Raw genomic sequence first — 13,222 nt, 5'->3', positions numbered from 1 at the left:
CTTTCTTTCAGCCGGGGGTCAGGTTATTTATTCAGGCTGTCTGCAACCTCTACGGCCCGGTCCAGGAATTGCTCGATTTCTTCGCGGCTCTTGCGCAGCTTGCTGACGAAACGGATCAGTTCTTGACCATCCCGAAATGCAATAAAGCTTGGAATACCGAGAATGTTCAGCTCCGAGCAGAGGTCCGGCAGGTCGTCTCTGTCAATTTCGATGAAATTGAGCTTCTCTTGATACGATTGCTCCACCTCAGGCATGAACGGCTCAATGAAATGGCAATCCTTGCACCAGGTCGTTTTAAACACGGCAATCGTAGGCTTAGTACCTCCTACTGCTTCTCTAAAGCGCGCTTCCGTTGTTACCTTCTCCATGATGGCTGCACCGTCCTAACGAATAGTAAGTTCAAATCTATAACCAACTTATAGCATTTCCCTCATGTAGTGTCAATTCATGCGACGGGATACTGGGCATCGGTACCAGTTTACAATTTTTCCTAAAAGTGATATCATATAAATATCAAATGAATATTGAATTGAATTCAAATAAGGAGCTGATTCCATGAAAGAAAAAAAAGCCTGGGTCATCAACGGATTTTTGGGACTACTTCTCATTTTGCTGGTAGCGGCGTTCGGCTTATTCGCTATCGCGTCTTCCGATAGTAACGGCGGCCGCGCAGCAGGCGTTGTACTCATAGCGGCAGCTGCCCTGCTCTCCTCCTCCATCACGACGCTGCAGCCGAATCAAGCCGTCGTCGTGACCTTCTTCGGGAGCTATGTCGGTACCATTCGCGAGAGCGGCTTATGGCTCACGATTCCCCTCGCGGTTCGCAAGAAGATCTCTCTTCGCGTTCGAAATTTCAACAGCGTGAAGCTGAAGGTTAACGATGTGCTTGGCAACCCGATTGAAATTGCGGCAGTCGTCGTGTTTCGTGTCGTAGACTCGGCTAAGGCCACCTTCGACGTAGACAATTATGAGCAATTCGTGGAGATTCAAAGTGAAACCGCGCTTCGCCATGTAGCGAGCAAATATCCTTATGATGTTTTCGACGAGGACGGCAAGTCTTTGCGGGGCAATGCGGATGAGGTAGCGCTGGAGCTGGCCCGCGAGCTTCAAGATCGACTGTCGGTAGCCGGGGTGGAGGTTATGGAGGCGCGCCTGACGCATCTGGCCTATTCTACCGAGATTGCCAGCGCTATGCTGCAGCGCCAGCAGGCTACGGCGATTCTTGCCGCGCGGCAGAAGATCGTGGAAGGCGCTGTCGGTATGGTTCAGCTTGCCATCGAGCAGCTGCAGCGGGACGGCGTAGTCGAGCTGGATGAGGAACGGAAAGCGGCCATGATCAACAATCTGCTTGTCTCGATCGTCTCGGATCGATCCGCCAGCCCGGTCATCAATACAGGAAGCCTTTACTAGGGCCGAGAGCGAGCACTTGTTATGGCCAGTAAAAAGAGCTTTCCTCTCCGGCTTGATCCGAAGCTGTATGAGATACTCGAGCGGTGGGCTGCAGATGAATTCCGAAGCGTGAACGGGCACATCGAATACCTGCTTCGGGATGCGGCGGCCCGGGCGAATCGTCTTCCCGGGCCTCGCCCCTCCTCTAAGGAGGAGCCCTCTTCCGAATAAAAAAGCCTGACCCTTTTCGATCCGGCGGAATCGAGAAGGGTCAGGCTTTTTTTACCTGTTGCGGCACATACTAAGAGGCAATACTCCTCATCCTTGCATAAGGTAAAGATACAGTATCCATAGTCGATAGCCTAGCGGAAGGGGGTGCCTTGTGTATCGCTGGAACGGATGGGATCTCCTGCACAAGCTTGGAGATATGCCTAAAGAAGCAGTGGAGTGGCTGAAAGGCAAAAAAAATACGATCCTTCTGGAGAATCAACTGCTGAGTGCCGCACATCGGATTCGAATAAAACCGTCCGCGCTGGAAGCAGCCAGACGCCGGCTCGGGTGGAAGCATGGAGTCGGCGGCAATATTACGGGTAAACAATCGGCGGCTTCCCTTTCCTCCTCGGAGAAAGCTCTGGTGGAGCGAATTCGCCGGGATACGCATGCTAATAACCGGAATAACGTGACGCGTACCGCCTCCTATTTGCGTCTCTACAGAGAACAGCCCGAGCTTCATTGGGCGTTTTTGGCCCATATGGTTTCCCGCAACGGCGGCTGGTGCATGACCGATCTAAAGGGCGAGCTGCTGCCTTATTTATTGAATGCCGAGCAGCGTGAGCATGTATTTTTATTCCTGGAGCGTGCCAACGCGTTGATCTTCCAAGACGCTTACCCCCAGCTGCTGCTCTATCAAGCCAGCCGCCGGGCCGGGCGCCCTCTCTTCCATCTCCTCCCGAGCTTTCATGTCTCCGCCTTCATGCGGCCGATATGGGAAGTCTTCTGGGAGTATGGAGATTCCGCACTGGTAACCGTCGGACTGGTCATTAACGAGCAGCACTATATTGAAGAGCGTGTGATGCAGCATCCTTTTTTTCGTGAAAAGGTGCTTGATACCTTCTTCTTCACCACGCAATCGGTGCTGCAGCTAAACCAGGTCGTGTTCCCCTATGAAGAAACCGAGGGGCAAAGGCTTCGCGTTGCCGGACTCGTCCTTGAGGACTTCCATCTGCTGAAAGAGCGAATTGAAGTAGGCAAAAAGCTGTATGCCATCCTCTTTGGCATCCCCGTCGTATTCGAAGGGGCGCGACGATTCGCCTTCGGCAAGCGGCATAGCGGTTCTCGCGCTGATTATTGGCCTCATCTGTATGCGGCGGTGCGCCATCAAGCTCCGGTTCCGAGCGGTCAATTAAAGGAACGATTGGAGGGCGGAGAGCTGAAGCCGGGAGCCGAGCCATTATATAGTCCGTATCTGACCTCTGCCTGGAAGGATCGGGAGGTGGCTCCTATCGAGCGAGGCGACTGGTTCAAGAGCTTAGACGTATTGGACTATGTTACGGATATCGACGCCCCCTTCTCTTTCGAAATGACGCATGAGCACAGCTTCGGACTGAATAAGGTCGAGCTGGCCGTCCTTGCCGGGGATTTACTGACGAAGCCTTAGAACCTTAGGATTGATTCCTTGGCAAGGTTGATGTAAGATGAAGCTATCAGCATAAATACAACCCCTATGTGACTGGCGGAACGTGGATGACCACGAGGAAGCATAGGGGCAGCAGTAACGCCGTACGCCTGGGCAGAGGTAAGGAGACATGTTCTCCTTGCCTCTTTTTGTTTTTCAATAACAAGACGAAGGGTGTGTACCGGAAATGAAAGAACCGCTGATTTTGGATGGAGCCTGCGTGGCTCAGTCCGTTAAGGAGAAGCTGGCTCAGCGTATCCAGAGCTTAGCCTTGCAAGGCATTACCCCTTGTTTAGCCACGATTCTTGTTGGCGATGACCCTGCCTCCGAGACTTATGTCAAGATGAAGGGGAATGCGTGCCGTCGTCTGGGGATCCATTCGAAAAAAATACACCTCGATAGAAGCATCACAACAGATGAATTGATTACGGTAATTAACGAGCTTAATCATGACGATCAGGTGCATGGCATTCTTTTGCAGCATCCTGTGCCGCATCATATGGATGAGCGGGCGGCCTTTGAAGCGATTGCCATTGAAAAAGATGTGGATGGCGTTACGATGGCCGGGTTTGCCCGGAGCGCGTTTGGCTTGGCTGGCTTCCCCTGCTGTACGCCTGCGGCCATGATGGAGATCATGGACTACTATAGGCTGCCTATGGAAGGGAAGCATGCTGTTGTGATAGGCCGCAGTCCCATTCTAGGCAAGCCGGCTTCGTTGATGCTGCTTAACCGGAATGCAACGGTAACCGTCTGCCATTCCAAGACCAAGGACCTCGACCGGATCGTGCAGCTGGCGGATATTGTCGTTGCTGCGGTCGGCAAGCCTCGCTTTGTGCAAGGCTCTTGGATCAAGGAAGGTGCTGTCGTGCTGGATGCAGGCTATAATCAAGGGAATATCGGGGATGTCGATTACGAGGCTTGCTTGCCGAAAGCTAGTGCCATCACTCCCGTCCCGGCCGGTGTCGGTCCGGTAACCATTGCTATGCTGCTTAAGCACACCGTTGAAGCCGCGGAGAAGCGCTTGGAGCTTGCGAAATAATGCTGTTGAACAACAAACCAGGAACCTTGAGGATTTCTGGTTTTTTTCTTATTTAACAAATTTTTCTTCCCTGTTAGGCTGAAGACAAACTATGGCCTCATATACATAATCCTAATTCATCAGGTTGGAGGTGCACGCCCATAATGTCAACTGCGTTTGTTTCCCGATCATTGGACGAAACACGTTTTTGGTCTCGAATTATGAAAGAGCATTCCTTATTCCTTAGACTGGGGTTTAGGTGCGAGGACACGCAGCTCATTCATGAAGCCAATCATTTTTATACCTTATTTGAAAGTATCGAGAATCGCTCCCACTCTTACTCTCCGGCAACCGATCCTGATACCATCCGGCAATTCAATGTTGAAGTGTATAACGCCGCTTCTTATATCTGGGCGTTTAAGCGAAGGGTACTCGGGTTAATTTTGCAATGCAAATTACCCGGACAAAATAATTTCCCATTATTAGTTGATCACGTTAGCAGAGAAGCGAATTATTTCCGCACACGGTTAGCTGAATTAAATGCCGGCAGGCTTGATCCTCTACCTGATGCCATCATTAATGAAAATGTTTTCTTTCTGAGAATTATGGCAGACCACGCAAAATTCATCGGTCATTTGCTTGACCCTTCGGAACGCCGCTTAGTGGAACAAGCTCGAAATTTTAGTGATGAGTTTGACCAGCTATTGTTCCAAGCCAGGGACCTGGATTCCATGCGTCCTCAGTCGCAAACGGTTCCTTTACTGGATCAATTTTTGGATCAAAATCGCGTGTCCGTACAATCACTTCGTGATTTTAAGAAAACCGCACGCGAACTTATCGAAGCTTGTAGGATAAAAAGCATTATTCACCCTTTATTAGCAGACCATGTCTTTCGGGAAGCAGAGAGATTCTTGGTTATCATCGACATGTTTGAATGCTCCCTTAGCGGCGCTCCTATGCCTAGCATGCCAATTAGCGATTGAAGTGTAAATAAGAAAAAACAGCTTATGCACAAACGTACGTAAGCTGTTTTTGTCGTTTAACTCACTTCGTTTCCAGTATTCCCGCGATACATATGGGTGTGCGGATTCATTCCATTTACCGTCGTATATCCTTCAAAGTGATGATAATGCCCTCCGCCCGGGAGCGGGATCGATGGACCTGTCGTTCCGCGAATGATGTGGGTATGCCCTTGATCAATCGATGTCTCCGCATAATATCCATGGACATGCTGCACTCCGCTTGGAGCAGGCGCCGTCATTGCCGAATATTGATGGCTGTGTCCCGCATCGTATGAGGTAATTCCTGAAAAAGGGTGTACGTGAGCGACAGGTCTTCCATCCCAGGATGTGATGAACAGCTGGTGCGAATGATTTGGATCAGACTCTCCGGAATCAAAAATAAACCCCGTAATCGGTATGACCATACATTTCATCCTTTCACTGTAAAATAAACACTGATACAGTGTATGAGTATTGTGGAATCCTTGTATGGGCTTCTTTAAAAATCTAACATTTTCAGGTAACCATTTACAGTTTAGGCGAATATCCTGAAGGTGTAGAGGAGGGATAGGCAAGTGTATAATCCAATATACCTTGATCAAAGCCAGGGAATGCACCCTATGGCTAACGATGTAAAAACCGTTTGTCAAAAATACATGAAATATCATGTTATTGCCCACACCGCAAACGGATCACAGTTTGATGCAATTATCGACGACATCGATGCGGACGGAGTGACCATGTTAGTTCCTGAAGAGCTTAATGCACACCGTGAAGATGAGCAGGAGTACAGACAATTCGGCTTTGGTGGAAATACATTCCGCCGGTATCATCGACGTCGTTTTCCATTCCAAACGTTTGTGTTTCCATTCTTCGTACCTTACCCATATTATTCCCCGTACTATTTTTATCCACCGTACCCAACTTATCCAGCTTATCCTTGGTTTGGCTAGGGCCGTTACAAAGCCAAACAAAAACAAAATCCATCCCTTTCAAAAAAGGATGGATTTTGTCTTTCTATAACAATTACATGAATGTTCTAGACACGATGACCAGCAAAATGAAAAGTACAAGAATAACGCCCACGCCAGTTCCGAGGCCGCCGCCGGCTCCACCTGCATATCCCATATTTAGCACCCTCCTTTTGCTCTAGATACCGTATTATATTGTGTAAGCGGGTTGAATGCTTGGACGTTCATCCGGACGAGATAACGGTGGACAATTATAAATTTTACCCCTCTTGCTTCAGCTTGGTGCCACCGAGCCGGTTGAGGATCGGTCGGGCCAGCCTGCGAATCGGGCCCGGCATTTGCTGGATGTCATCGGCAGTAACGGTTTTGGTCAATAGCAGCAGTACCGGATACGCTGCGCTGGTGATGCCGACGATCAGAATCGCTTGCAGCATATCGTCCCAACGGGGACTTCCCAGAGGATGAACATACGCTCGAGCGAACAGATCGAGCCCAATTCCAAGGAGAATAACGACTGCCGTAGCCATTGTCAGCGTTGCCCAGCGGCGCTTGCCCAGCACACGGAATTTGATCTCTTGTCGAAGCACCAGCAAGTTCAGCACCGTCATCACGACAAAGCAAAGCATGGTCGCCCCGATAATTCCGTAGATGCCGAACCACGGTGCAAGCACATAGCTGAATGCCAGCTTCGCACCTATACCCGCAACAACTCCCAGAACAAGCGATCGCATGCGGCCAAGGCCCATGAGCACGGCACCGGAGGTTTGCATGATGATCTGGAACATCGCGCTGGCTGTCAATGCAATAATAATAGGTGCCGCATACTGTTCCACCCATACGGAGCCGGTCGGGTTGCCGAAGATGAAGCCGTTAATCGGACGTGCAGCCAAACAAATGACTAGCACGGCAGGAAGTCCAGTAAGGATGGATAGGCGGAGCACCTTGCCGGCTTGATCGGCTACCCCCTTCAGATCCTTCTGGGAGTAAGCCGAGGAGATAATCGGAACCACCGACTGGCTAAGCGCAACAGCAAGAATGATTGGAATCCCGGCTAACGATTGCGCACGGCCTCCCAGGATACCAAGGATCTCCCGCGCCCCATCTTCTCCTGCCGAGTCCTTCAACAACAAGGTTACAATCGAGGAGTCGATCGTATAAATGAGCGTTACCGTCATCGAGAAAATGACAATCGGTACCGAAAGCTTAAAAAGCTGCGCATAAATGGTTTTGTACGGAAGCTGAGCGTCCGCCCCAACCGTTGTTTGTGACCTAACCTCCGTCTCGGAGCGATCCTTCTTCCGCAGCCGCATCCCGTAATATAACATCACGGCAAAAGCTGCGATGCTGCCGATGACCCCTCCGAAGGAGGCTCCGGCTACCGCAAAATCCAAACCGACGCCAAGCAGCAGCAGCGCAAGTCCCACCGAAGTAACCACACGGAAAATTTGCTCGATAATCTGCGAGATGCCGTTCGGCATCATCATTTGCCTGCCTTGAAAGTAGCCGCGCATAATGGCAATCAGCGGAAATAGGAGCAGTGCCGGAGCAATGGCCCGAATCGGCAGAACTGCCTGCGGGTTCAGGATCATGTCGGCGTAATACGGCGCGGCTCCATATAGGATGACCGTCATGACAACCCCCGCACCCGCCGCGAACCATAATGCGGCCTTGTATATCCTATCTGCTTCTGCCGTTCGTCCGAGCGCTGTCCGTTCGGAGATCATTTTACTTAACGCGCTCGGAATCCCGGCCGTAGCGACAACGAGCAGCATCGAGTAGAGGTTAAAGGCGATGGCATACGAGGCCATCCCGATCTCGCCAAGCAAGTACACCAGCGGTATCCGCTGGACTACGCCAAGCGCCCTGGCTACAAGAGCAGCCAGGGTGAGGATTAACGTACCTTTTACTAACGAATCCTTGGACATTGTTAATAAACCACCTTAATAATTGATCACCCAAATGATGAACAGAAGGATCATTAGCAGCTGCAGAATCACTTTGACCACGAGGCCCGAGAAGAAACCGACCAGCGCTCCGACCCCCGCCCTCATCGCCTGGCGCAGCTCCGTGCCGACCAGAAGCTCGCCTATCACGGCCCCAAGGAAAGGACCGATCAGAAGCCCGGCCACAGGTATGACAAACGGACCGACCAGAAGACCGATCGTACTGCCGATCACGGAGGCCTTGGTGCCTCCGAATTTTTTGACACCAAGAGCACTGACCAAGTAATCGGCAATCATCAGCACGGCTACAATCGTCGTCTGAATCAGCCAAAACCACAGCCCGAACGGCTCAAAGCCAATCATAAAGCCATAGACGAAGAAAGCGGCATAAATCGCCAGCGCCCCGGGCAATACCGGATAGACGGCCCCGGCCATGCCGACAACAAACAATAAGATAATGATAACCCAAGCGGCAATGATCATTATGCGGAAGCCTCCTCGTCTAGATCAATGCATACTTTCGGATGATGTGGGCGACCCCATGCTCTTCGTTCGTCAATGTAACGACATCGGCGAGCGCCTTCACCTCATCCTGAGCATTGCCCATCGCCACACCAAGTCCCGCTTCGCGGATCATGGCAACATCGTTCAAGCTGTCGCCCATAGCGATGACCTCGGACATTTGCAGTCCAAGCAGCTCACACACCTTGCGGATCCCGCTCGCCTTGTGGATGCCCTTGGGGTTCAGCTCCAAATTGTTCGGATGGGAATTGCTAAGCTCCAGTGTGCCCCACGATAACAGCTCTTCACGAATCGCCGCCAAGCTGCTGTTATTGTCAGTATAATACCCGAACTTCAACCACTGTAATGCGTCGAGCTCCTGCGGCTCCGCCCACCGGTCTTTATTAAAGATGTCTCCGACGGAATAGGCCCAATACCAGGTATCGTGCTGGAGCGCCAGCTCGTGAAGCCGTGTTACTTGATCCGTAGTTAACGTGTGGCGCTCCACCAGCATTCCGGGCTTCCGGTATACCTCGCCCCCGTTGACGACCACCAGGGGAGATTCGGTCATGTGAAGCTCCTCGACATAAGGAAGCACGTTCTGCACTCCTCGTCCGGTCGAGAAAATAACCGTGATGCCTGCATCCCGCGCCGCTCTCAGCGCCGCTTTATTTTCCTCGGATACCTTCTTGTCCTCGGTCAGCAGCGTACCGTCCATATCGAGGGCAATCAGCTTATATCGGCTCATCGTCCGTCCACTCCCCTTCTACAATGCCTGCGCCATTGGGCGGTTCGGCACTTCCTCCAAATACGTTTGGTGCCAAAGCGCGAACATGTAGATCGTCCAGATGCGCCTAGCGTAGTCGCCTTCGCCTTTCTGATGCCTGGCTAGCATCCGCTGTACGGAATCCATCCGAATGTAATCCTCAATGCCGCTTCCTTCGATTTGCTCGAGAATCGACTTGCCCTGAGGCCCCTTGATCCAATCGCGCATCGGCACCGGGAAGCCCAGCTTCGGCCGGTTCAGGATGAAATCAGGAATGATCCCTTCCATCGCCTTACGGAAAATGTACTTCGTCGTCCCCTCCGCCAGCCTGTATTTTGCAGGAATGCGGCGAGTCAGCTCATACAGCTCCACATCCAGGAAAGGAACGCGCAGCTCCAGCGAGTGAGCCATCGTCATTTTGTCCGCCTTCATCAGAATATCTCCCGGGAGCCACAAGTTCATATCGATGTACTGCATCCGGGACACCGGATCGAGATGCTTCGACTTATCGTAGAAGGCTTTGGCCACTTGAACCGGATTCTTGTAGCTGCGAAGCATCTCCGCATCCATCCTCACCACTTCGGCCTTCATATCCTCCGTGAAGATCTTGGCATTGCCGAGGAAGCGTTCCTCGAGCGGCGTAGTGCCGCGAAGGACGTAATTGCGTCCGTACGTTCCTTCCGGGAGCACGCGGGCTAAGGCGTGAAGCAGTCTCTTGACCCCATACGGCAGCCTCTCAACGGATCGAAGCGACAACGGCTCGCGATAAATGCGATAACCGCCGAACAGCTCGTCGGCGCCCTCTCCCGATAATACGACCGTAACGTGCTCGCGTGCCAGCTGCGCCACATGATATAGCGCGATAGCAGACGGATCGGCCACCGGCTCATCCTGATGCCATACCGCCTTCGGCAGCGTATCGAAATAATCCTTTTGCGATATGATTTTGTCGTAATGCTCCGTGTCCAAGGCGGCGGCCGTTTGGCGGGCGATCACCGTCTCGTTATTGGCGCCCTCGAAGCCTACCGAGAACGTTCGGATCGGCTCAATGGAACGCATTTGTGCTGCAATTGCGGTGGAGTCGATCCCGCTGGACAGGAAGCAGCCCCGCTCCACATCGCTCTGCATGTGATGCACGACGGAGTCCTTAAGCGTCTCCCGAATTTGCTCCACATAGTATTCGAACGGACGCTCCTCCGGCTCGAGCATCGGATCCCAATAGCGGCGGATCTGCATGTCACCTTCGTAGCTAACGGTAATGGAATGCCCCGGCGGGAGCTTATGGATCCCCTGGAACATCGTCGTCGGCTCCGGCACGTACTGGAACGTCAAGTAATTGAGCAGGCTCTCCGTGTGAATGCTCCGTTCCACACCCTCTGCCGCCAGAATGCTCTTGATTTCCGATCCGAACAGGAACCGGCTGCGATCCTTAAAGTAATAGAACGGCTTAATGCCAAAATGGTCCCGTGCCCCGAACAAACGCTTCTTATTGCGGTCCCAGATCACAAACCCGAACATGCCGCGCAGCTGCTTTACGCACTCTTCCCCGTACTCCTCGTACAGGTGAACGATAACCTCGGTATCCGAGTGGGTTTTGAACTGATGGCCTTTGGCCTGAAGCTGGTTGCGCAAATATTTGTAATTGTAGATCTCTCCGTTAAAAGCGATCCACACCGTTTCATCCTCGTTGGCGAGCGGCTGATGCCCCTCCTTCAGGTCGATGATGGAGAGCCGGCGAAACCCGAGTCCGATGCGATTCTCGCTCCAAAACCCAAAGTCATCCGGTCCCCGGTGAACGATACAGTCCGTCATTCTCTTCAATAAGGACTGCTCAGGTTCTCTATCTTCAAAATACATGGCGCCGGTGATGCCGCACATAACAACGTCCTCCTTCATCTCTGACCAAAGCCATTCGTCCTTGGAACGCGATTCAATTCAACTAGTATACCATATTCGTGAGCTAGAATCATTTTAGGAAGCGAAAGTATCAGGACATGTCACATTTTCTGAGTAGACAGCCCTTGCGTGATCAGATTATGATTTGAGAAGCTGGATCTATCGGTTGTCACTCAAGAAGGGAGTGTTCCTTAATGAAAAAAGGCTTAACTCGTGCCGGACTCGGTCAGGTCGGCTCACTCGCAAACTTCGTTTCACTTGCTTCAAGCTACGGATTCGAGGCTGTCGATACCAGCGGCAAAGAGCTGGAGGACTGGATCGTTGAAGCAGGCAGGGAAGGCGTCCAATCCTTCCTTGCGGAGCAGAAGGTACAGATCGGGTCCATCGGCCTCTCGGTGGAATGGCGCCAGTCGGAGGAGCGGTTCCGCGAGGGTTTGCCTCGCCTTGCCAAGGATGCGGAAGCTGCGGCTCAGCTCGGAGTCACCCGCTGCTGCACCTACGTCCTACCCTCCACCGACTATCCCGCCGCCCACTTCATGGCGCTGGCTACCCGCCGCCTGCGTACCGTGGCGGAGGTCCTCGGAGCCTACGGCATCCGTTTCGGCCTGGAATTCGTCGGCCCTCATCATCTGCGTACACGCTGGGCCCATCCGTTTCTCTGGGACATTCCGAGTACACTCGATTGGATCGACGCGATCGGGCGGAGCAATGTCGGATTGTTATTCGACGCGTATCATTGGTATACGACGGAGGCCTGCTACGAGGATATCCTGAAGCTGCGCGCGGATCAAATCGTGCACGTTCACATTAACGACGCGAAGGAAGTTCCTGTCGCCGAGGCGCTGGACAATGACCGGGTCTACCCGGGAGAAGGCGTGATCGATCTGGCGGCCTTCCTGAAGGGGCTGCACGCGATCGGTTACCAAGGCGTTGTCTCCCAGGAAATTCTGACACCGCAGCCCCCGGCGGCTCCGGCAGAGGAGCTTCTCGCCCGTTCACAGCAAGGCTTCGCGAAAGTATTCCGCGCGGCGGGACTCGAATAAAGCATGCAGGGCTGGCCCCGTCTCAGCGGGCTCAGCCTTCTTTTTGCTGCAGCATTTCGATCAGCTTACGAGTGGCCAGAGACAACGGGCTCCCCTTAACCACGGCAATCCCAACCTTCCGTGAAGGAATGGTCTCCGCGGTCTTCACCTCGTACAGACTCCCCTCCTCCAACTGCACTTCAATAAACTCGCGCGAAAGAAACGAAACGCCTAGTCCTCTCCTGGCAAATTCGATCAGCAGTTCGACGCTTCCTACCTCAATCTCGGGCTCGAGCTGCAATCCGTGCTCTTTAGCTATCGATTCCACAAAATCCCTTGTACGGCTGTTGCCCGACAGTACGATTAACGGCTGCTCCAGAACCTCCCGAAGCGGAACAACGCCATCAGCAAGTCTCCGATAACGCTCGCCGACAACGAAGCAGTCGTGAATCTCCGCAAGCTCAATCACATCGAACCATTCCTCACTTACCGGAAAATGCACAATACCGCAATCAATTCGCCCCTCTCTCAGCCATCCGACGATGTCCGGCGTCTTCCCATGCGTAAGGTGGATGTTGACCTCCGGGTATGACTGATGAAAGCTTTCCAGGTAAGGCAGCAGAAAATATTTGCACAGCGTATCGCTTGAGCCGATCCGTACTTCTCCGCGGTGCAGCTGCTTGAACTGCTCGATCGCCTTTTCCCCCATCAGAATCGATTCCATACCTTCTGCAACGTATCGGTACAGCACACTTCCTTCGGCGGTCAAAGCTACTCCCTTCGCATTACGCGTAAACAGTGCCATCCCCAGCTGCTCCTCCAGCTGCTTTACGGCATAGCTGACGCTCGGCTGAGTAATGAATAACTGGTCTGCCGCTTTGGAAAGGCTTCCCGTCCGGGCAACGGTATAGAATGTTTTATACAACTCCAGATTCACCGAAAATATATAGATCACCTCTATATGTGATATCGATAATATTGATTTTATTTATAGGATAGTTCCCATTATATTGGAGTTGTCACGAAATGAACAGATGAGA

The 13,222-nt window shown here is 52.3% G+C and carries 15 protein-coding genes and 1 riboswitch; of the genes, 7 read left to right on the top strand and 8 right to left on the bottom strand.

Annotated elements, in window-relative coordinates:
• Window positions 1-23: 23 nt before the first annotated feature.
• Window positions 24-368, bottom strand: a complete 345-nt coding sequence (locus QMO62_RS23220; protein WP_284644659.1) for a thioredoxin family protein — start codon at window positions 366-368, stop codon at window positions 24-26.
• A 187-nt stretch (window positions 369-555) separates the two neighbouring features.
• Here QMO62_RS23220 and QMO62_RS23215 point away from each other — a divergent pair, with 187 nt between their 5' ends.
• The 5 genes from QMO62_RS23215 to QMO62_RS23195 all read left to right on the top strand — a co-directional run bounded on the left by QMO62_RS23215 (window position 556) and on the right by QMO62_RS23195 (window position 5,065).
• Entirely contained in the window at window positions 556-1,410 is an 855-nt protein-coding gene (locus QMO62_RS23215; protein ID WP_284644658.1) for an SPFH domain-containing protein, read from the top strand.
• A 21-nt stretch (window positions 1,411-1,431) separates the two neighbouring features.
• Window positions 1,432-1,620: a type II toxin-antitoxin system antitoxin gene (locus tag QMO62_RS23210; protein WP_284644657.1), complete on the top strand. Its 189-nt coding sequence runs from the start codon at window positions 1,432-1,434 to the stop codon at window positions 1,618-1,620.
• Window positions 1,621-1,771: 151 nt separating this feature from the next.
• On the top strand, window positions 1,772-3,046 hold the full coding sequence (locus tag QMO62_RS23205) for a DUF2515 domain-containing protein (protein WP_284644656.1): 1,275 nt from the start codon (window positions 1,772-1,774) through the stop codon (window positions 3,044-3,046).
• Between the two features lie 58 nt (window positions 3,047-3,104).
• A riboswitch (ZMP/ZTP riboswitch) is annotated at window positions 3,105-3,187 on the top strand.
• A 64-nt stretch (window positions 3,188-3,251) separates the two neighbouring features.
• Entirely contained in the window at window positions 3,252-4,103 is an 852-nt protein-coding gene (locus QMO62_RS23200) for a bifunctional 5,10-methylenetetrahydrofolate dehydrogenase/5,10-methenyltetrahydrofolate cyclohydrolase (RefSeq protein ID WP_284644655.1), read from the top strand.
• 143 nt (window positions 4,104-4,246) lie between these two features.
• Complete coding sequence (locus QMO62_RS23195) at window positions 4,247-5,065, top strand: DUF2935 domain-containing protein (RefSeq protein WP_284644654.1); 819 nt, start codon at window positions 4,247-4,249, stop codon at window positions 5,063-5,065.
• Between the two features lie 56 nt (window positions 5,066-5,121).
• Here QMO62_RS23195 and QMO62_RS23190 read toward each other — a convergent pair whose 3' ends face one another.
• Window positions 5,122-5,508 carry a YmaF family protein gene (locus tag QMO62_RS23190; RefSeq protein WP_284644653.1) on the bottom strand — a complete coding sequence of 129 codons (387 nt, stop codon included), beginning with the start codon at window positions 5,506-5,508 and terminating at the stop codon, window positions 5,122-5,124.
• A gap of 150 nt (window positions 5,509-5,658) precedes the next feature.
• Here QMO62_RS23190 and QMO62_RS23185 point away from each other — a divergent pair, with 150 nt between their 5' ends.
• Window positions 5,659-6,036, top strand: a complete 378-nt coding sequence (locus tag QMO62_RS23185; protein WP_284644652.1) for a hypothetical protein — start codon at window positions 5,659-5,661, stop codon at window positions 6,034-6,036.
• Between the two features lie 73 nt (window positions 6,037-6,109).
• On the opposite strand, the gene QMO62_RS23180 is transcribed toward QMO62_RS23185, so the two are convergent.
• The 5 genes from QMO62_RS23180 to asnB form a co-directional block, all read right to left on the bottom strand.
• Entirely contained in the window at window positions 6,110-6,211 is a 102-nt protein-coding gene (locus QMO62_RS23180) for a YjcZ family sporulation protein (RefSeq protein ID WP_284644651.1), read from the bottom strand.
• Between the two features lie 103 nt (window positions 6,212-6,314).
• Complete coding sequence (locus QMO62_RS23175) at window positions 6,315-7,979, bottom strand: putative polysaccharide biosynthesis protein (RefSeq protein WP_284644650.1); 1,665 nt, start codon at window positions 7,977-7,979, stop codon at window positions 6,315-6,317.
• Between the two features lie 15 nt (window positions 7,980-7,994).
• Window positions 7,995-8,480 (bottom strand): DUF456 domain-containing protein, encoded by a 486-nt coding sequence (locus QMO62_RS23170; protein ID WP_284644649.1) that lies wholly within the window; start codon window positions 8,478-8,480, stop codon window positions 7,995-7,997.
• A 19-nt stretch (window positions 8,481-8,499) separates the two neighbouring features.
• Window positions 8,500-9,246, bottom strand: coding sequence for a Cof-type HAD-IIB family hydrolase (locus QMO62_RS23165; protein WP_284644648.1), 747 nt, complete (start codon window positions 9,244-9,246; stop codon window positions 8,500-8,502).
• A gap of 18 nt (window positions 9,247-9,264) precedes the next feature.
• Complete coding sequence (gene asnB, locus QMO62_RS23160) at window positions 9,265-11,142, bottom strand: asparagine synthase (glutamine-hydrolyzing) (RefSeq protein ID WP_284644647.1); 1,878 nt, start codon at window positions 11,140-11,142, stop codon at window positions 9,265-9,267.
• Window positions 11,143-11,354: 212 nt separating this feature from the next.
• Between asnB and QMO62_RS23155 the strand changes: the two genes are divergently transcribed.
• Complete coding sequence (locus QMO62_RS23155; RefSeq protein ID WP_284644646.1) at window positions 11,355-12,203, top strand: sugar phosphate isomerase/epimerase family protein; 849 nt, start codon at window positions 11,355-11,357, stop codon at window positions 12,201-12,203.
• 31 nt (window positions 12,204-12,234) lie between these two features.
• Here QMO62_RS23155 and QMO62_RS23150 read toward each other — a convergent pair whose 3' ends face one another.
• Window positions 12,235-13,137 (bottom strand): LysR family transcriptional regulator, encoded by a 903-nt coding sequence (locus tag QMO62_RS23150; RefSeq protein WP_284644645.1) that lies wholly within the window; start codon window positions 13,135-13,137, stop codon window positions 12,235-12,237.
• Window positions 13,138-13,222 lie beyond the last annotated feature (85 nt).

Origin of the sequence: Paenibacillus silviterrae (assembly GCF_030167925.1) — a bacterium.
Classification (GTDB): Bacteria; Bacillota; Bacilli; order Paenibacillales; family NBRC-103111; genus Paenibacillus_G; species Paenibacillus_G silviterrae.
This window is presented reverse-complemented; position numbering and strand designations above follow the sequence as displayed.